Origin of the sequence: Sulfurimonas sp. HSL-3221, assembly GCF_021044585.1 — a bacterium.
In the GTDB taxonomy this organism is placed as follows: domain Bacteria; phylum Campylobacterota; class Campylobacteria; order Campylobacterales; family Sulfurimonadaceae; genus Thiomicrolovo; species Thiomicrolovo sulfuroxydans.
Genome location: NZ_CP087998.1, coordinates 1,301,182 through 1,319,481, shown reverse-complemented (window position 1 = coordinate 1,319,481; position 18,300 = coordinate 1,301,182). Strand labels below are relative to the sequence as shown.

The following is an 18,300-nucleotide window of genomic DNA, read 5'->3' as shown; positions in this document are numbered from 1 at the left end:
ATGTCAATTCTTGTAAACAAAGATACCAAAGTTATCGTTCAGGGTTTCACAGGGAAAGAGGGTACTTTCCATGCTGAGCAGTGCATCGCCTACGGCACGCAGATCGTCGGCGGCGTGACACCGAACAAAGGCGGTCAGGAGCATCTGGGCAAACCGGTTTTCAACACGGTCAAAGAAGCGGTCGATGCAACGGCCGCGACCGTCTCCATGATCTTCGTTCCGCCGGCATTCGTCGGTGACGCGGTGATGGAAGCGGCGGATGCCGGCATCGAGCTTGCGGTTATTATTACCGAAGGCGCACCGGTCCGCGACATGATGTATGCCAAAATGTACGCATCGAAAAAAGGCATGAAGACCATCGGGCCGAACTGTCCGGGTATCATCACTGCTGAAGAGTGCAAGATCGGGATCATGCCGGGCATGATCTTCAAAAAAGGCAACGTCGGTCTGATCTCCAAGTCCGGTACGCTGACGTACGAAGGTGCAAACCAGGTCGTCAGAGAGGGCTTCGGTATCACGACAGCCGTCGGTATCGGCGGTGACCCGATCATCGGTCTTTCCTACAAGCAGCTGCTCCCGCTCTTCGAAGCGGACCCGGAAACGGAAGCGATCGTCATGATCGGTGAGATCGGCGGAGACTTGGAAATCCAGGCAGCCGCATTTATTAAGGAAAATATCACCAAACCGGTTGTAGCTTTTATCGCGGGCCAGACGGCGCCGAAAGGCAAACGTATGGGTCATGCCGGTGCGATCGTCTCCGGCGCTGCCGGTACGGCGGCCGAGAAGATGGCGGCACTCGAAGCGGCAGGCGTCAAAGTCGTCGTTTCGCCGGCAGAGATCGGCAAAGCGGTCGCAGAGGTTCTTTCCAAATAATGAAAGAGAGTGTCGCCGTCGCCAATGTCCGCTGCAGCGGCTGCGCAGCGACGATCACGCAGGCACTCGAAGCCGAAGGGTTTACATCCGTAGAGGTCGATTTGACGTGTGAGCCTCGTATCGTAACAGTAGATGTTGCGGACGACGCGCGATCAGCACTATTCAAAACGATTTTACGAAGGCTGGGCTATCCTCTTGCAGAAGAGCAGGTCAGCGGTCTGGACGCGGCGGGACTGAAAGCAAAAAGCTTCGTCTCCTGTGCCATCGGAAAGTTTTCAACCAAAAGTGAAGAGTAGGGATTCTCATAAAGGGTTTTTCGGAGCCTTTTATGAGATCCCTTATCTCGCAAATAAATGGAGGAGTATTAATGTTTCAGACTGAAAATCCGGGTGATGCCCCTGTCTGGGTCAACACCAACAACTGTAAAGCATGTGATATCTGTGTTTCCGTCTGCCCTTCGGGCGTTCTGGGGATGCGTTATGAACCGACATCTACACTGGGTGCGATGATCTCCATCGACCACCCGGAGTCATGTATCGGCTGTAACGAGTGCGAACTCACATGTCCGGACTTTGCGATTTATGTTGCAGATAAGAAAGAGTACAAATTTGCGAAGCTGACAGACGAAGCAAAAGCTCGCCAGGCGGCGATCGTTGCTAACAACTATATGTCACTTGAGCAGTAAGGAGCAGGAATGTCAAGAATTGTAATTTCAACAGGTAACGAACTGGCTGCCAAAGCGGCCGTTGATGCCGGCGCGCGTTTCTTCGGCGGTTATCCGATTACACCGTCGTCGGAAGTTATGCATGAGTCATCTGACCTGCTGCCGGCTGTCGGCGGTGTGGCAATCCAGATGGAAGACGAGATCGGCGGTATCTCCGCTGCCCTCGGTGCATCCATGACAGGTACGAAGTCGTTTACGGCGACTTCCGGCCCGGGGATCTCCCTCAAAGCAGAGCAGATCGGTCTCGGTTTCATCGCCGAGATCCCGCTTGTTATCATCAACGTCATGCGCGGCGGTCCGTCTACGGGTCTTCCGACACGTGTTTCCCAGGCGGATATCGGCCAGGCTAAGTACCCGACACACGGTGACTATGCCTCCATTACGCTTTGTGCAGGTTCCCTGACAGAGTGTTATACGCAGACGGTCCGCGCCTTCAACCTCGCGGAAAAATATATGACGCCGGTCTTCATGCTCCTGGATGAGACGATCGGTCACATGCACGGTAAAGCGGAGCTTCCGGACCTCGAAGAGATCCAGGCGAGCATCGTCGACCGCGCGAAATTCGACGGTGCGCCGGAAGACTATCGTCCGTATGACGTTCCGATGAACGAGCCGGCGGTCCTGAACCCGATGTTCGAAGGGTACCGCTACCACGTCACGGGTCTGCACCACGGTCCGACGGGCTTCCCGACGGAAGACGCGGAACAGTGCGAATTTAACATTGAACGCCTTACCGGAAAGATCAACACGGTTGCTGCGCAAAACGACGGTCTTGATGATCTTCCGGATTACGAAGAGGTCCTGATGGACGACGCGGAAGTCTGTATCATCGCATACGGTTCCATCGCGCTGGGTGCCTTCGAAGCGGTTCAGAAACTGCGCGCAGAAGGTATCAAAGCCGGTCTCTTCCGCCCGATCATGATGTGGCCGAGCCCGGAAGCGGAAATCCGCAAGATCGGTGAACGCTTCGGTGACAAGATCATGGTAACCGAGCTGAACATGGGTCAGTATTCTACGGAGATTGAACGTATTGTTCGCCGCAACGACTTCACCCGCCTGCTCAAAGCAAACGGCCGTCCTATCGCGCCGGCTGAGATGGTCGCAAAAGTTAAGGAGATGATGTAATGGCTTTTAACTACGACAAATACCTTCGTGTAGACAAGATGCCGACACTCTGGTGTTGGGGCTGCGGTGACGGTGTCATCCTCAAAGCGACGATCCGTGCGATCGAGAAGATGGGCTGGGACATGGACAAAGTCTGTGTTGTTTCCGGTATCGGTTGTTCCGGACGTTTCAGCTCTTACATTAACTGTAATACGATTCACACGACACACGGCCGTACCGTTGCGTACGCTACCGGCGTGAAGCTTGCGAAACCGGAAGCAAACGTGATCGTTGTTGCCGGTGACGGTGACGGCCTGGCGATCGGTGGTAACCACACGATCCACGGTTGCCGCCGTAACATCGACCTGAATTTCATCCTGATCAACAACTTCATCTACGGTCTGACCAACTCCCAGACATCCCCGACGACACCGCAGGGGATGTGGACGGTCAGCCAGAAGAACGGTAACATCGACCCGACCTTCGACGCCTGTGCGCTCGCGATCGGTGCCGGTGCCTCTTTTGTTGCGCGTGAAACGATGCTTGACCCGAAGAAACTCGAGAAGATCCTTGTCAAAGGCTTCAGCCACAAAGGTTTCTCTTTCTTCGACATTATGTCCAACTGCCATATCAACCTTGGCCGTAAGAACAAAATGGCGAATGCAATGCAGAACCTTGAGTGGATCGACAGCATCACAATGCCGCTGCGCAAATGGGAAGCCCTCTCCGACGAAGAGAAGAAAAACGTTTTCCCGACGGGTGTCCTCAAAGAGGTTAATGACCCTGAGTACTGTGAATCTTACGACCAGATCAAAGCGGCAGCACAGGGCAAACGCGCGAAACTGACGCAAGACGACTTCGAGAAAAAGATCTAAGGAGGCATAAAATGAGAAATACATTACGTTTTACCGGTGTAGGCGGGCAGGGGGTTCTCCTTGCCGGCGAGATCATGGCGGCCTGTAAGATCAAACTTGGCGGTTTCGGTCTGAAAACGGCGACCTATACATCCCAGGTCCGTGGCGGCCCGACCGTTGTTGACATTACGCTTGACGACGATGAAATCCGCTATCCGTACGCGAACGAAGGCGAGATTGACTTCATGCTCTCTGTTGCGGACGTCAGCTACCAGTCTTTCAAAAAGGGTGTAAAGCCGGGCGGCGTCATCGTTGTCGACCCGAACCTGGTGCACCCGACAGACGAAGACCGTCAAACATGGAAGATCGTTGAGATCCCCATTATCACGATCGCAAAGGAAGAGGTCGGTAACGTCATTACGCAATCTGTCGTAGCGATGGCGATTGCGAACCAGATCACAAGCGTTCTCGAACCGGAAGCCCTCAAAGAGGTCATGCTTTCCAAGGTACCGAAAAAAGTACACGAAGCAAACCTCAAAGCCTGGGAACTCGGCGTCAAGTACGCTATCGAATCCGGCGTCACTCTGGCGGCGTAAGGAAAAAGGCGGCACAGTGCCGCTTTTTTTTGAACTCCTTTCTAATATTATATAATATGTTATATAGTCAATCTTGTGTTGCAAATAGAAGAGGGCGACGACGCCATTTTGCACCTCAAGGAAATATTATATAATATGTTAAATACTCAGCACTTCTCCCATATGCTATAATATCAGCGGTACAACGTGCGATAGCTTGATTTTCAAGAGGAAAGTCCGGGCTGCCGTAAGACAGGGCTCCATCTAACGGATGGCCGGCGCAAGCCGAGGGACAGTGCAACAGAGAGTAGACCGCCACTTTGGATTGAACGGCATTTGGAATAAAATCCCAAACGCCTACGCTCAGCCGCTGTGGCACTAAAGCTTCGCCTTACGGCGAGAAAGAAAGGGAAAATCCCTTCGACAATGCCGAAAGCATTGGTGTGCTTTAGTGCCACAGCGGCCAGCGTAGGGAGCAGGGGCTTTCAAGGAAACATCGCTTTGCGAGCGGTACCCTTGTTTTGCTCCTGCTCCCGTGCAAATGAGGTGGTAAGGGTGAAACGGTGGGGTAAGAGCCCACCAGTTCCGCCAGTAATGGCGGAAGCTATGTAAACCCAGCCTGGCAGCAAGAAACAGATGGTAAGCGTCTTACAATGCTTTTGTTTCGCTGGAGGCATCCGGTAACGGATGCAGTAGATAAATTATCGTATCAACAGAACCCGGCTTACCGTTGTACCTCTTTTTCTACCGCTTTTCATTTTCCCACAAACCGTTTATTCACTGATCGAGGTCCAAAAGAGATCGAGCTGTTTTTCAAATGCCGTCGAGAGGGCGGTCGTGGCTACACCGTCCGCCTTCAAGAGACTGACCTGCAGGCGCAGATAGAAGAGCTGCCCCAAAAAGGCATTGGCGAGCGTCATAGGGTCATTGGAACGGATCAGACCCTCCTGCATCATGATAAAGAAACCAGAAGAGAGAAGCTTGATATTTGCATCATGAAACTCCTGTCTGAAACCGCTGCGAAGCACATCGTTCTGCATCAGTTCTATGAGCATGAAACGGAAGAGTTTTTCGTACTTCTTGTCAAAGGTCATGAGCTTGAATTCGGTCATGAATTTATGTAAAAACGACTTGCCTTTTTTGGCGTTCTGCTGCACAAAATCATCCGTTTTCTGATGGGCAAAAGGGGAGGCGAAAACCCTGCCGGCCACCGCAAGAAAGATCGCCTCTTTATTGGCATAATGGTTATAGAGAGCACTCTCCCTGATGCCGACTTTCGCGGCAATTTTACGTACGGAAGCACCTTTATAGCCATACTCCGCAAAGAGATCCATCGCCGCTTCCTCAATCAGCTTCTTTGTATCTCCACCCTTTTTAAACTCCCTGTTTTCGGGCATTACAGACTCCTTGTTAACAATCGTTCATGTTTTGGAAAGTGTATATGAACATCCGTTAATTTATCCTTAATCTAAAGTGAACAGATGTTCTTTTTGTAGGGCTATCAAATTAACATACGTTCATTTAATAGGACGCAGTCTCTTCCCGATTCGCTATAATCATCAGCATGAATAGCAGCAGGAGAGACGTGGTGATATATTTATATATGAAGAAGGGGATAAGACCGCTTTTTAGCAGCCTAATTGCCGCATTATCCGTCGGTTGCAGCTCACCTTTCATTATTGAACAAAACGATCTGCTTCTGGGGCTGGAAATCGGCCAGGAGAGCCTGGAGATCCGCACGGAGAAGGTGGCTGAAGATCGCATAGGAATGCAGAACCTGACAATCAAGCGCTCGTTGTATGCAGTGCAGGGGGGACAGCATGTCGTATACGAACTGGCCGTCACACAGCCCCCTTATCGTTACCACTATGACGTGAAACGCTCGCTATCGCTTATTTTTGCAGCGAGAAAGGTCACCCAGATCGACCGTGTCGGCAATCTCGGCTTCTATGCCATCGACTGGAATGAGGGTACTGTACTGCTGGCTATCGCGCAGAACCTGCATAAAGGCGGTATTAAGATGATCTACGGCCTCAGGGCGGATCAGATGGCGCAGGCGCTCAGAAAGGCCGACAGCAAGCATACTGATGCCCTGGAGGCCTTTAAAGCGATTATGGTGCTACACGGCGACACATCTGCGTTTAAAAGCCGCTGGGTGCCAAAGCTGCTCATCCTGGATACTCTGATTACGCGTCCTGCAGTGCCGTCAGTACCAAAACCGTACCCACCAAAATAGTGCAATGTTCGCGCACAATGGTTATATTATTTAATAATAGCTCTCATATTAAATAATGTCTACACTGCACTACAGGTGGCGTTGGGAATGGGGCAGGAAACGCGGAAAATTTCTTTCAAGAGAATATACATTATGTTAACTAAAATACAATCCCTTGGATCAGGGTTAATGTTAGGCGGACATTTGGCGCATTGCCCTTGTTTTCAGGTATCCTTTGGAAGAATATATCGCAAAGGAGTATGCGATGGCTACGGTGACTTTGACGGACAATCGAAACGGCAATACCTACGAATTTAGTATCATGCACCCTACCATGGGCCAGGACGTGATCGATATCCGCGACCTTTTCAAGCAGACGGGCATGTTTACCTACGACCCCGGCTTTACGTCGACGGCCAGCTGCAGCTCCACCATTACCTATATAGACGGCGCAAAGGGCGAACTGCGATACCGCGGCTATCCGATTGAAGAGCTGGCAATGAAAAAGAGCTATCTCGAGGTGTGCTACCTTCTGCTTAACGGCGAGCTCCCCTCCCCGGAGGAGCTGGCGGCGTACGATTACGAATTCCGCAAGCGGGCGTATGTGCATGAAGGATTGAAAAACCTCTTTTACTCCTTCCCAGACAATGCCCACCCCATGGCGATGCTCTCCTCCGCCGTTTCGGCGCTCTCCACCTTCTACTCGGAACACATCATGATGCGTAACGACGAAGACCTGCAGGTGATGCGCCGCCGGCTGCTGGCCAAGGTCCCTACCCTGGCCGCGTTCGCTTACCGGCGCTCCCTGGGCATTCCTTTTATCTATCCCGACCTTGAACGCTCTTTTACCGAAAACTTTCTCTATATGATCCATGCCTACCCCGGACAGGACCTGAAGATTCCGGAAGTGCAGGTACGGGCGCTCGATACGATCTTTACGCTCCATGCCGATCATGAGCAGAACGCCTCGACGACGGTGGTCCGCTCCGTAGCATCGACGGGAGCGCACCCCTATGCGGCGATCACGGCGGGCATCAATGCCCTGTGGGGTCGTGCCCACGGCGGGGCGAACGAGTCGGTCATCGCGCAGCTCGAATACATCGGTTCCGCTGACCGTGTCGACGAATTCATCGCCCGGACGAAGGACCCCAATGACGATTTCAGGCTGATGGGGTTTGGTCACCGTGTCTATAAAAACTTCGACCCCCGTGCTAAGATCCTGAAGCAACTGCTTGACGAGATGAAAGACGAGCTCGATGTTGACAGCGAACTGCTTCAGATCGCCGAGAAGATCGAGGCGGTCGCTCTCAGCGACGACTATTTTATTTCACGGAAGCTCTACCCCAATATCGATTTCTATTCGGGGCTGATCCTGACGGCGCTCAAAATCCCCAAAGAGATGTTTACTATTATCTTTGTGATAGGACGCACCGTCGGATGGCTTGCGCAGTGGTTAGAATTTCACGCCGATTCGGAAAAAAAGATCGCCCGGCCGCGTCAACGCTACATCGGACCGGAAACAAGGAGCTTAATTTAGTGAGTACAAAACAAGAATTAATAAACGACATCGAAAAACTGCTTAACGGTTACGGCGGTAATACCCATATCAACCCGGAAATGCTTGCTTTCATGGATGAACAGACCCTCAAATCGATCATCGTTTCTCTCCTGGAACAGAAGGAAAAAACGGTCGAATCCAACCTCGAATGGCTTGAACAATTTAAAAAATATTGATTTTTCCCATAAATTTAAGTTTGTGTAACGTAATTGTTACTATAATTTTGCAACGTAATATCACGGGCAAACAATTTTAATCCTGTTAACGTTGTTTGCTGATAACAGTGTAAAATACAGACAGAAATCATCATGAGGAAACAGAAATGAAAAATGTTGACCTGGTTCAGCTGACCGAAGAGACGAAAAAAATGAGTGCAATGGTCGTTGAAGACGAGGCCGTTGCGAATGAACTGCTCAGTTCAACGTTCAAAAACTTTTTTAAAGATGTCACATCCGCATTCAACGGGAAAGAGGCTCTGGAACTTTTTAAAGAGAAAAAACCGGACATCGTCTTTGTCGACATCATTATGCCGGAGATGGACGGGATCGAGCTCGCACGCAAGATCCGTGAGATGAACCCGCAGCAGATGGTCGTTGTCATCTCTGCAAGCAACGACATCCAGAAGATCTCAGAAACGATCGAAATCGGAGTCAACAGCTTTATCCAGAAGCCGATTGATACGAAAAAGATCATCGAGCTTCTTCAGAACGTTACCAACATGGTCAAACGCAAGAAAAAGGTTGAAACGAAAACCTTCTCTATCTCCCTGCCCCTTGATCTGTATGACCTGGTCAACGACAACGCCAAAGCCGAGAGCATCTCCAAGAATGCGGTCATTATCCGCGCCCTCCGCGAATTCTATATGTAATTTCATTTAAATGCCGCAATACTGCGGCATTTAAGAGATTGTTAAGCGATACGGAAATATAATTTCGGCTCAACAAAAATGTTGCAACAGCGTGGCCCCATCGTCTAGCGGTTAGGATCCCAGATTTTCATTCTGGTTACCGGAGTTCGAGTCTCCGTGGGGTCACCACTTCTTCTCCCTTATTTCAAAACTTTCAACATCTTTTCCAATCACCTTTGACACGTTAGCCACCATGCTTCATTGGCATCGGCCAAACGATTCTTTGTGCATGGTTATGTCCGGGCCTTCCGTTTGCAAAGGAAGCTGGTTTTTATTTCGGGTGGAGTAGATTTGTCTAAGCACAAATAAACATGAATCCGGAGGAAAGAATTATGACACCGGGAGAGATTATTCTTGGCATCATCGCACTCTTTGCCGTCTTTTTGGGAGTAGGCGTTCTCCAGTATAACCGGTTGTATGAAAAGGAAGAGCGTCAACGCGGAGAGCAGTAGCAGCTCATTGTGTACGCTTTTTTGAAGTGCCGTCCCGCTGCGAGGCGGCGATTGCTTGTCTACTGCATTGAGCGGATAGCGAGATTGCCCATCTTCTCCAGGTAGGGATGCACTTCCCCTCCCCCCGATACCGTCTTTTTCAGTTCGTCAAGAAAATAGGACTGTGTCGCATCGTCGGCGAGGCTGAAGGCGTAAAAGACCCACTCGACCGTGGCGCCCTCCATCCCTTCGAGCGTGCAGCTTTGGTCAAAGGCAAAGTCCGGGGGCAGCAGGGCGATCGCTTGGCGGTAGAACGCCGGCAGTTCGTACCGGAGGAGTTGCTGAAGCGTCTCCGCCTCGATGGTCGCATCCACCTCTTCAATGTCGGTCATGCCGACGACCAGCGTTTTGCCGAAGAGCAGTTTCTCGCCGAGGAAAAAGCCCTTTTGGCCTTTTTCGAACGCTTCGCCGCCGCTGTAGACCATATGCGCATTCAGCAGGGCGTTGCTGTCAACGAGCAGGGAACCGAACAGGGTGTAAAGGCTGTGGGGCTGTCCGTCGTAATCCTGGACGGAAACAGTTTGGGTGTCGGGATCAATCAAAAATGCTTTCATGGCGACAGTCTACCCCATTTTACATAGCGGCTGGCTAATCCGCCGGGTATGCGAAGGGGCGTTGTCGCGAACTAAATGTGATGTGAGACTCCGCTATTAAGCTTGTTTCGTTAATATTTCACAAAAAAATCAGGAACGTTTCATGCTGCGTTTTGCCCCAAGCCCGACAGGAGATATGCACATCGGGAACCTGCGCGTTGCCCTCTTCAACGCCCTCCTCTCCCGCCAGCGCAATGAGCCGCTCATCATCCGGATCGAAGATACGGACAAAGAGCGCAATATTGAAGGCAAGGACAAGGAGATCCTGCAGATCCTTGCGCTCTTCGGTATCGAATACGGCGACGTCATCTACCAGAGCAACAACCTGCGTTTTCACCGTGCCATGGCGATCCAGCTGCTGCAGGAGAAAAAAGCGTTCAACTGTTTCTGTACCCCCGAAGAGCTCGACCGCAAACGTGAGCTGGCGAAGGAGCAGAAAAAGCCCTTCCGCTACGACGACGCCTGTACGCACCTTCCTCCGGAAGCGACGATCGACAACGAGAACCCGTTCACGGTCCGTCTGAAGCGCCCCGATGCACCCATCACGGTTGAGGACATCATCAAGGGTGCAGCGACGTTCGACCCGATGGATATCGACAGCTTTATTATCCTGCGCGCGGAAAAGTACCCGACCTACAACTTCGCCTGTGCCATCGACGATATGCTCGGCGACATCTCCCTGGTCATCCGTGGCGAGGACCACTTCTCCAACACCTCCAAGCAGATCGCGATCCGCAACGCCCTGGGCTACGACAAGAAGGTCGAATACGCCCACCTGCCCATCATCCTCAACGACGAGGGCAAGAAGATGAGTAAGCGCGACAATGCGTCGAGCGTCAAGTGGATGCTTGAAGAGGGGTTCCTGCCCGAAGCGATCGCCAACTACCTCATTCTCATCGGCAACAAGACCCCAGAAGAGGTCTTTACGATGGCCGAGGCGGTCGCCTGGTTCGACCTTAAAAATATCTCCCGCGCGCCGGCGCGTTTCAGCATTGACAAGCTGCGCCATATCAACCGTGAGCACCTCCGCCGCATGGAGGATAAAGAGCTTTCGCGCTACGTCGGGTTTGCCGACGATTCCATCGGCAGACTGGCCAAACTCTACCTGGAAGAGGCCAGTACGACCAAGGAGCTCAAGGCAAAGGTAGCGGCGGTGTTTGCGCCGAAGGAGATCCCGGAGGAGTTCGCCGAGAGCGCCGAAGCGATCCGCGCCGCCATCAAAGCGGCGCCCTACTTCGAAGCTTTCGACGATCTCAAGCAGCATGTCGTCGACGCCACGGGCATCAAGGGCAAACAGCTCTTTAAATCCCTGCGCCTGCTGCTCACCGGCGCCGAACACGGCCCGGAACTGGCCGACGTCTATGTACAGATCAAATCCTACCTCGGGGAGATCGTCAAATGAGCACCTTCGGCAGCATCATCGCAGGCCTCGGCGGTATCGTCCATACACTGATCAACGTCTATATCTGGGTCGTCATTATCGCCGCCCTGCTCACCTGGGTGCGCCCCGATCCGACCAACCCCATCGTACAGGTGCTGTACCGCCTGACCGAACCGGCCTACAGCCTGCTGCGCCGCTACGTGCCGACCATCTTCAACGGTATCGACCTCGCCCCGCTCATCATCATTATCGGCCTTCAGGTGATCGATGTCATCTTCGTCCGCCTGGTCTACGCGTTGGCAGGTGCGCTCTAACAATGCGTCTGCGGGCCGCCCTCGCAACGCTCTTGCTCGGTACGCTGCTCAGCGCCGACATCACCCTGGAGCAGATCCGCTCCAAGCCCCCTTCCAATGCCCGCAACTTTATGATCTGGCAGTATTTCGACCAGAACATCACCTCTGCACAGGCCGACGAGGCGTTCTACCTGATCCGCAATGTTGGCAGACGGATGTTTTTCGCCTATGCCGAGAAGAGTGCCCGCCCCGAAGTCGCCTATACCGTCAAATGTATGAAAATGGGTGTCAATGACCTGATCAAGAGCGAGGATGCCGGCTGTATGAAACTGGCGCTCTCCGTTGGCAAACTCTCTGCGATGCATCAAAAGGCGCGCGACCGCGTTGTCGGGCTTGTGGGCGATGCCTCCCTCAAAGCCGCAGCGGAAGTGCTGAATGATCCTGACCTCCAGCAGCACTACAAGCGCTACCCGCCCGCCTTGTTTCTGCGCGTTTTCAACGGCAGCTACGGCAATTCCCGACGGAAGCAGTTTAATTTCATCCCCGATTACGACTACATGCAACTGCTGGCGAAGGCACCGGGCTTTACCTCCGCGGTCATGAGTACGATCAATGACGACAAACTCTCGAAGTTCGGCTGGGCACTGACCAAGGTTGATGCCGTTGAAAGCCTTGACCCGCGCGGGCTCTTTTACCTGGGACTGAACCAGCTGCAGCGCGGCAAAAAATCCCGGGCGATCGAACTCTTCCAGCTCTCCGGCGACAAAGCCTATTATCAGAGCGACAAGGACAAGGCGCTCTTCTGGCAGGCCCTGGCTTCGGAGAAGAACGACCTGATGTGGAAACTGCTGGCGCAGAGCTGGGACATCAACTTCTACTCCCTCTACGCGATGGAGAAAACGGGCATTTTCCCGGAAAACTACTACTCGCAGCTGCAGACATCCGACACCGTTTCGGATCTGAACCTCTCCGACCCCTTCGTCTGGAACGATCTGCTTGATACGATCAACCGGACACCGAAAGACGAGCTCTACGCCCTGGCCAAACGCTACGATGCGAAAAACCTCGTGCCGCTCCAGTCCTTCATTATCGAAAAGGCTTCCCGCTACCGCCTGCAGGGGTATGTCATGCCCTACGACGCAGAGCTAAACGACGTCGATACGGATACCAAGGCGATCATCTACGCGCTGATGCGCCAGGAGAGCCGGTTTATCCCGGCGGCCCTGTCGCACTCCTATGCCCTGGGGCTGATGCAGATGATGCCCTTTCTGTGTCGTGCGATGGACGGCAAGGTGGATTGCGGGCGCGATACCCTTTTTGACATGTTCGATCCGCATATCAATCTGCTCTACGCCAAGCCCCATATCGCGTGGCTGCAGTACCGCGTTTATCACCCCCTCTTCATCGCCTACGCCTATAACGGCGGCATCGGGTTCACCAAACGCTACCTGCTTGACGACAAGTTCAATGCCGGCCCCTACGAGCCTTTCTTAAGCATGGAGCTGATGCGGACGACGGAGACGCGGGAGTACGGGAAGAAGGTCTTGACCAACTACGTGGTCTACAAGAAGATCCTGGGCGAGCCGGTCTCGCTTATTGATCTGTGTGAAACGTTACTTCACCCTTCAAAGACGGACCGGTTCCGAAAAACAAAGTAAGGTTCGCCTCCTTCGTCGGTCGGAAGAGGAGCTGGTAGTAGCGGTTCCACGGGTTGTTCAGCGGCATCAACCCCCGTAGGGAGCAGTTGTCATCAAGCGGTGCCATCCCGACGGGGGCTTTGCCGTTGAGGGTGACGTTATACTCCTCCAGGGTCCGCCCGCCGCGGTCGAAAAGGGCGACAAAGAAGGAGGGGCGCTCGCCGTAGAGTTGCGGATCGACGGGGTTGAGATGCAGGATGCTGATCAGGGCGGTCGTACGGTTGGCCTCGTCGGTCAGGGTGACGCGTTTGAGGTTCGCGACCGCCCGTTCGTGCCGGCTGTCGAGTTTTGTAAAGTGGGTGAAGGCGCTCTCTTTGCTGCACGCGGAAAAGAGCACGGCGGTGATCAACAATATGGGCCAAAAGCGCATGGGACTCCGGAAAGCATGGTTTGCAGCATTATAGCGGAATGTCGCTCCGCAGCCCATTTGCGCCCATCTTAAGAGATTTTCAACCATTGTGGACTATAATCCCCCATATTTTAAGGGAGAGTCCCCGGGGATGCAGTTACCATGAAGAAACGTCTTGCCGTCGCTTTTACCGGCCCTTCGAACAGCGGAAAAACGACACTGATCGTCAAAGTGGCCGCCCGCCTGATGCACGAACACGGCAAAGAGGTTGCCATTATCAAGAACGACCCCAAGGACAAGGCGCGTTTCGACATTCCCGGCAAGGACAGCTACAAGTTCACCGATACCGGTGCCGAGGTGATCGTCACATCGCCCAGCCGAACCACCCTCTTCTCCCACCGCCACCACGAGCTGGACGAACTGATCGCGCTCTTCGGCCATTTTGACATCCTGCTCGTCGAAGGACTCAAAACCCTGCCGCTGCCGCGGATCAGCATCTTTCGCGACCGCATCGACGAAGCCTATTTTCCCTATATGAACGCCCTCGCCGTCGACGAGAGCGTCACACTTGACGATTACGACCTTCCCGACAAGGTCGCCGTCCTCGACCTCAACGACCCCGACGCCGTCGTCGAGTGGATCCTCACCCATGCCAAGGAGATATAACCATGCAGACCCTCGCCCCCGTCTTTGAAGCCATCGAACGCGCCGCGCACCGTATTCACGAAGCGATCACCAACGAAGATACCGACTATTCGGCCCACTCCAACCAGTCCGGCGACGTTCAGCTCAAGCTCGACATCCAGAGCGACTTGATCATCGCCGAGGAGTTCTCCCGCATTCCCCTCGTCAAGGCGATCGCCAGCGAGGAGAAAGAGGAGGAGGAGATCCTGCACGAAGGCGGGCAGCTCTGCATCGCCTACGACCCCCTCGACGGTTCCAGCCTGATCGACGTCGACCTGAGCGTCGGCTCCATTTTCGGCATCTACGACGGCGAATGGAGCGCGCAGAAGATGATCGCTTCCGTCTACGTCGTCTACGGCCCGCGTACCGAGATGGTGACGGCCTACAAGAACAACGTCCGCCACTACACGTGGCGCCACGGCCGTTTCAAAGAGCTCGAGCAGATCAAGATCGGCGAAAAGGGCAAGCTCAACGCCCCGGGCGGCACCCAGCAGCACTGGCCTGTACACCACAAACAGCTCATCGACGGCCTCTTTGCGGAGGGGTACCGCCTGCGCTACTCCGGTGGCATGGTCCCGGACCTGCACCAGATCCTGCTCAAAGGGGGCGGACTCTTCAGCTACCCGGGTACGACAGACAAACCCGACGGCAAGCTGCGCAAGCTCTTCGAGGTTTTCCCCTTCGCCTTCGTCTACGAGATGGCCGGCGGCGCGGCGGTGGATGAAAAGGGCAACCGCCTCCTGGAGCTGCCGTGCAGCGACCCGCATGAGACGACGCCCTGCTTCTTCGGCTCCACCTATGAAATCGGCAAGGTGAAAGCGGCCTATGGCGCAGAGTGACCCGGAAAAAGACCGTTTCGAACTGCAGCTCGATGTCATGATCGAGAAATTGCAGGCCTGCCAGGCCGAACACGGCGTCAAGAGCTGCAGCGCCTGCGAGCATTGCCTGGGATGCGACGTGCGCAAAAGCTACGTCGCCGCTGTTTACGACAGCATGTCCAAGGGCGAGACCGGCGGATTCGAATTTTAACAAGGATATTAGAGAGTATGAGCTATTACGTCACCACCCCAATCTACTACGTCAACGGCGAGGCGCATATCGGCCACGCGTATACGACCTTCATCGCGGATGCGCTGGCCCGCTACCACCGTTTGATCGGCGAGGATGTCTACTTCCTCACCGGGACCGACGAACACGGGCAGAAGATCGAGGAATCGGCGAAAAAGTTCGAGAAACCGACCCAGCAGTTCGCCGACGAGATCAGCGCCAGCTTCCGCAACCTCTGGGACGAATTCGGCATCAGTTACGACCAGTTCATCCGTACGACGGACAAGGACCATATGACCGGTGTCCAGAAGGCATTCGAGAAGATGTACGCCAAGGGGGACATCTACAAGGGGAACTACGAGGGGCACTACTGCGTTAGCTGCGAGACCTTCTTCCCCGAAACCCAGCTCATCGACGGCGAGTTCTGCCCGGACTGCGGCCGCTCGACAAGCATCGTCAAGGAGGAGAGCTACTTCTTCAAGCTCTCGGCGTATGAGCAGAAACTGCTTGATTATTACGAAGCGCACCAGGATTTTATCCTGCCGAAATCCCGCCGCAACGAGGTCATCAACTTCGTCAAGGGCGGTCTGAATGACCTCTCCGTGACCCGTACGAGCTTCACCTGGGGCGTGCCGCTGCCCGAATCTGTCGGGGACAGCAAGCATGTTATGTACGTCTGGCTCGATGCCCTGCTCAACTATATCACGGCGCTCGGCTACGGCCGCGACGAGGCGAAAATGGACTTCTGGCCGGCACAGATGCAACTGGTGGGCAAGGATATCCTTCGCTTCCACGCCATCTACTGGCCGGCGTTCCTGATGAGCCTGGACCTGCCGCTGCCGAAGCATATCGGTGCCCACGGCTGGTGGACCCGCGACGGCGAGAAGATGAGCAAGTCCAAGGGCAACGTCGTCAGCCCCAAAGAGGTCGCCGACGTCTACGGCCTGGAGAACCTGCGCTACTTCATGATGCGCGAAGTCCCCTTCGGGCAGGACGGCGATTTCTCCCAGCGCGCCCTGATCGACCGGATCAACTCCGATCTCAGCAACGACCTGGGGAACCTGCTCAACCGCATTATCGGGATGAGCGGAAAGTATTCCGATTTCGTCATCGACAGCAGCGATGTCATGACCTACCACAAAGCAGAGATGGAAGAGGTCAATGCCGTGCTCGGCAGCGTCGAGCGCTTCCTAGACGAAGTTCAGACACACCGTTTCCTCGAAGAGCTTTGGAAACTCTTTACGATCGGGAACAAGGCGATCGAAGCGCATGCACCGTGGGTCAAGATGAAAGAGGGGAAAAAGGAAGAGGCGCTGGCATTGGTGGCACTCGTGGCCAACATTCTCGCCAAGGCCTCTGTCCTGCTGCACCCTTTCATGCCGAAAACGACGTCGACGATCGCGGACGCGCTCGGTTTTGCTATCGACACCAACGCGTATAACGATTTGGTCAAGGGCGGTAAACTGCTGCCGACCTTTACGATCAAGAAGGTCCCACCCCTCTTCCCGCGCATCGAGGCCCCGCTGATGGACCAGGCCCCGGCGGCCCAGCCCAACGCGAAAGAAGAAGAGGCGCCGAAAAAAGCGAAAGCGGCGGAACCGGTCGAGGCCGACAACCTGATCACCATCGACCAGTTCTTCCAGACTCAGCTCAAGATCGGCACCATCGTCGAAGCCGAAGAGGTACCCAAGAGCAAGAAGCTGCTCAAGCTGCAGGTTGACGTCGGCGAGGAGAAGCCGCGCCAGGTCGTCGCCGGCATCCGCGAATATTACGAAGCACAGAGCCTCGTCGGCACCCAGGTCTGCGTCGTCGCGAACCTGAAACCGGCCAAGCTGATGGGCATGGTCTCCGAGGGGATGCTGCTGGCGGCCAAAGATGACGAGGGGCTCTCGCTGATGCGTCCCGAAGCGCCGAGAAAGGCAGGCAGTTCCGTCGGATGAGGCTGCAGAACCTCCTCTCATTGACCGGGGCGGAGATGATGTCCGATCCGGCCGTGACGCTTGTCGACGCCGTTGTCCTCGAAGCACACAAAGTGAGACGGGGGGACCTCTTCATCGCCTTTGACAAGGCGGATATTCCCCAGGCCGTGGCCAACGGTGCCTATGCCGTGCTCTATGAAGAGGCATGCACGGTCACCGACCCGGAGATCGCCTGGCTGAAAGTCGATTCGGTCGAGTTTACGCTGTTGCGCCTGCTGCGTTTCCGCATGCTGGAGAAATCGCTGCACGTCTACGGCTGCGACCAGGTGACCCTGGCCGTCGCGGCCCAGATGCTTAAAGATCCGCGCTGCTTCGTCTGGCAGGGAACCATCCGGTCGAACTTTTACGACCTGTGGGAGCTGCCCGAAGCAAGCTGGGTCTTCGTCCCGGAGTACAAACGCTGCGAGGACCTCTTCGTGCAGGTACTGCCCCTTCCGAAAACGGGTAACGTTCCCATCGACATTGCGGAGCAGACCCTTTTTGAAACATCGTTTGTGCTTGATGACGTCTATTACGAGCGCATGCAGCTTTCCCCTTTTTTCCTCCCCTACCTCGGCCATCTCTACCAATTCGCCAAGTCACACGGGCTGACGTTCACCGTCGGCGGCATGCAGGGGAGCTCCCACTTCGTGCCCGTCTTTGTGGGTGACGACCTGCGTCCCAAGACTTTCGGCCAGGGCGGCAAAGTCCTGATCTTCGAACCGGACCTCTCTTTGCTCCTGCAGGAGATGGATTTTATCCGCAGCGAAGCCAAATGGGCGAAGATCATCTACCTGATGCCCAAAAGCTCCGCCGAAACATCCGAGCACCACGACGCATTCTTGCTATATGAGAACCAAGAAGATATAATGCAGCTATTAAAAACGGTTCCATACCATTTTGCATTGATCGGCGGTCAGGACAGACGACTTCTTGATACCGTGCATTACAAGGCCGAAACACCAACCCTCTTCTAGGAGCAATTGCGTTGAACGCA

General features: G+C 54.3%; 21 protein-coding genes, 1 tRNA gene and 1 other RNA gene. 20 read left to right on the top strand and 3 right to left on the bottom strand.

Annotated features, from left to right (window positions below):
* From sucD to rnpB, 7 genes are all read left to right on the top strand, one after another.
* Entirely contained in the window at positions 1–873 is an 873-nt protein-coding gene (gene sucD / locus LOH54_RS06725) for a succinate--CoA ligase subunit alpha (RefSeq protein ID WP_231018067.1), read from the top strand.
* On the top strand, positions 873–1,169 hold the full coding sequence (locus LOH54_RS06720) for a heavy-metal-associated domain-containing protein (protein WP_231018066.1): 297 nt from the start codon (positions 873–875) through the stop codon (positions 1,167–1,169). The genes sucD and LOH54_RS06720 overlap by 1 nt, the downstream gene beginning before the upstream one ends.
* Positions 1,170–1,240: 71 nt before the next feature.
* On the top strand, positions 1,241–1,558 hold the full coding sequence (locus LOH54_RS06715) for a 4Fe-4S dicluster domain-containing protein (RefSeq protein ID WP_231018065.1): 318 nt from the start codon (positions 1,241–1,243) through the stop codon (positions 1,556–1,558).
* A 9-nt stretch (positions 1,559–1,567) separates the two neighbouring features.
* Positions 1,568–2,722: a 2-oxoglutarate synthase subunit alpha gene (locus LOH54_RS06710; protein ID WP_231018064.1), complete on the top strand. Its 1,155-nt coding sequence runs from the start codon at positions 1,568–1,570 to the stop codon at positions 2,720–2,722.
* Entirely contained in the window at positions 2,722–3,576 is an 855-nt protein-coding gene (locus LOH54_RS06705; protein WP_231018063.1) for a 2-oxoglutarate ferredoxin oxidoreductase subunit beta, read from the top strand. Before LOH54_RS06710 ends, LOH54_RS06705 begins: the two co-directional genes overlap by 1 nt.
* 11 nt (positions 3,577–3,587) lie before the next feature.
* Positions 3,588–4,151: a 2-oxoglutarate:acceptor oxidoreductase subunit OorC gene (locus LOH54_RS06700; protein ID WP_231018062.1), complete on the top strand. Its 564-nt coding sequence runs from the start codon at positions 3,588–3,590 to the stop codon at positions 4,149–4,151.
* 176 nt (positions 4,152–4,327) lie between these two features.
* Positions 4,328–4,873: RNase P RNA component class A (gene rnpB / locus LOH54_RS06695), an RNA gene on the top strand.
* A gap of 30 nt (positions 4,874–4,903) precedes the next feature.
* On the opposite strand, the gene LOH54_RS06690 is transcribed toward rnpB, so the two are convergent.
* Complete coding sequence (locus LOH54_RS06690; RefSeq protein ID WP_231018061.1) at positions 4,904–5,527, bottom strand: TetR/AcrR family transcriptional regulator; 624 nt, start codon at positions 5,525–5,527, stop codon at positions 4,904–4,906.
* 167 nt (positions 5,528–5,694) lie between these two features.
* On the opposite strand from LOH54_RS06690, the gene LOH54_RS06685 reads away from it, so the two are divergent.
* The 5 genes from LOH54_RS06685 (at position 5,695) to LOH54_RS06665 (ending at position 8,939) form a co-directional block, all read left to right on the top strand.
* Positions 5,695–6,366, top strand: a complete 672-nt coding sequence (locus tag LOH54_RS06685) for a hypothetical protein (RefSeq protein ID WP_231018060.1) — start codon at positions 5,695–5,697, stop codon at positions 6,364–6,366.
* Between the two features lie 244 nt (positions 6,367–6,610).
* A complete protein-coding gene (locus LOH54_RS06680) occupies positions 6,611–7,882 on the top strand; it encodes a citrate synthase (protein ID WP_231018059.1) in 1,272 nt (423 codons plus the stop codon).
* Positions 7,882–8,079, top strand: a complete 198-nt coding sequence (locus LOH54_RS06675) for a hypothetical protein (protein WP_231018058.1) — start codon at positions 7,882–7,884, stop codon at positions 8,077–8,079. Before LOH54_RS06680 ends, LOH54_RS06675 begins: the two co-directional genes overlap by 1 nt.
* 146 nt (positions 8,080–8,225) lie before the next feature.
* Positions 8,226–8,771: a response regulator transcription factor gene (locus LOH54_RS06670; protein WP_231018057.1), complete on the top strand. Its 546-nt coding sequence runs from the start codon at positions 8,226–8,228 to the stop codon at positions 8,769–8,771.
* 93 nt (positions 8,772–8,864) lie between these two features.
* Positions 8,865–8,939 (top strand) — tRNA-Glu (locus LOH54_RS06665).
* A gap of 382 nt (positions 8,940–9,321) precedes the next feature.
* Here LOH54_RS06665 and LOH54_RS06660 read toward each other — a convergent pair.
* Positions 9,322–9,855, bottom strand: coding sequence for a hypothetical protein (locus LOH54_RS06660; RefSeq protein WP_231018056.1), 534 nt, complete (start codon positions 9,853–9,855; stop codon positions 9,322–9,324).
* A gap of 142 nt (positions 9,856–9,997) precedes the next feature.
* Here LOH54_RS06660 and gltX point away from each other — a divergent pair, with 142 nt between their 5' ends.
* The 3 genes from gltX to LOH54_RS06645 are packed head-to-tail and all read left to right on the top strand — an operon-like array spanning position 9,998 to position 13,226.
* A complete protein-coding gene (gene gltX / locus LOH54_RS06655) occupies positions 9,998–11,296 on the top strand; it encodes a glutamate--tRNA ligase (protein WP_231018055.1) in 1,299 nt (432 codons plus the stop codon).
* The gene (locus LOH54_RS06650; RefSeq protein ID WP_231018054.1) at positions 11,293–11,589 is read left to right on the top strand and encodes a YggT family protein; all 297 of its coding nucleotides are present in this window, start codon (positions 11,293–11,295) and stop codon (positions 11,587–11,589) included. The genes gltX and LOH54_RS06650 overlap by 4 nt, the downstream gene beginning before the upstream one ends.
* Before the next feature lie 2 nt (positions 11,590–11,591).
* The gene (locus LOH54_RS06645) at positions 11,592–13,226 is read left to right on the top strand and encodes a transglycosylase SLT domain-containing protein (RefSeq protein ID WP_231018053.1); all 1,635 of its coding nucleotides are present in this window, start codon (positions 11,592–11,594) and stop codon (positions 13,224–13,226) included.
* On the opposite strand, the gene LOH54_RS06640 is transcribed toward LOH54_RS06645, so the two are convergent.
* A complete protein-coding gene (locus tag LOH54_RS06640) occupies positions 13,162–13,635 on the bottom strand; it encodes a hypothetical protein (protein WP_231018052.1) in 474 nt (157 codons plus the stop codon). The genes LOH54_RS06645 and LOH54_RS06640 overlap by 65 nt on opposite strands.
* Before the next feature lie 141 nt (positions 13,636–13,776).
* Between LOH54_RS06640 and mobB the strand changes: the two genes are divergently transcribed.
* From mobB to LOH54_RS06615, 5 genes are read left to right on the top strand one after another with little or no spacing between them, the layout of a single operon-like run.
* The gene (mobB, locus tag LOH54_RS06635) at positions 13,777–14,280 is read left to right on the top strand and encodes a molybdopterin-guanine dinucleotide biosynthesis protein B (RefSeq protein ID WP_231018051.1); all 504 of its coding nucleotides are present in this window, start codon (positions 13,777–13,779) and stop codon (positions 14,278–14,280) included.
* A 2-nt stretch (positions 14,281–14,282) separates the two neighbouring features.
* Entirely contained in the window at positions 14,283–15,137 is an 855-nt protein-coding gene (locus LOH54_RS06630) for a class 1 fructose-bisphosphatase (protein WP_231018050.1), read from the top strand.
* Positions 15,124–15,327: a hypothetical protein gene (locus LOH54_RS06625; protein ID WP_231018049.1), complete on the top strand. Its 204-nt coding sequence runs from the start codon at positions 15,124–15,126 to the stop codon at positions 15,325–15,327. The genes LOH54_RS06630 and LOH54_RS06625 overlap by 14 nt, the downstream gene beginning before the upstream one ends.
* A 17-nt stretch (positions 15,328–15,344) precedes the next feature.
* Positions 15,345–17,285, top strand: a complete 1,941-nt coding sequence (gene metG, locus LOH54_RS06620) for a methionine--tRNA ligase (protein ID WP_231018048.1) — start codon at positions 15,345–15,347, stop codon at positions 17,283–17,285.
* Positions 17,282–18,280 carry a hypothetical protein gene (locus tag LOH54_RS06615; RefSeq protein WP_231018047.1) on the top strand — a complete coding sequence of 333 codons (999 nt, stop codon included), beginning with the start codon at positions 17,282–17,284 and terminating at the stop codon, positions 18,278–18,280. The genes metG and LOH54_RS06615 overlap by 4 nt, the downstream gene beginning before the upstream one ends.
* Positions 18,281–18,300: the final 20 nt, after the last annotated feature.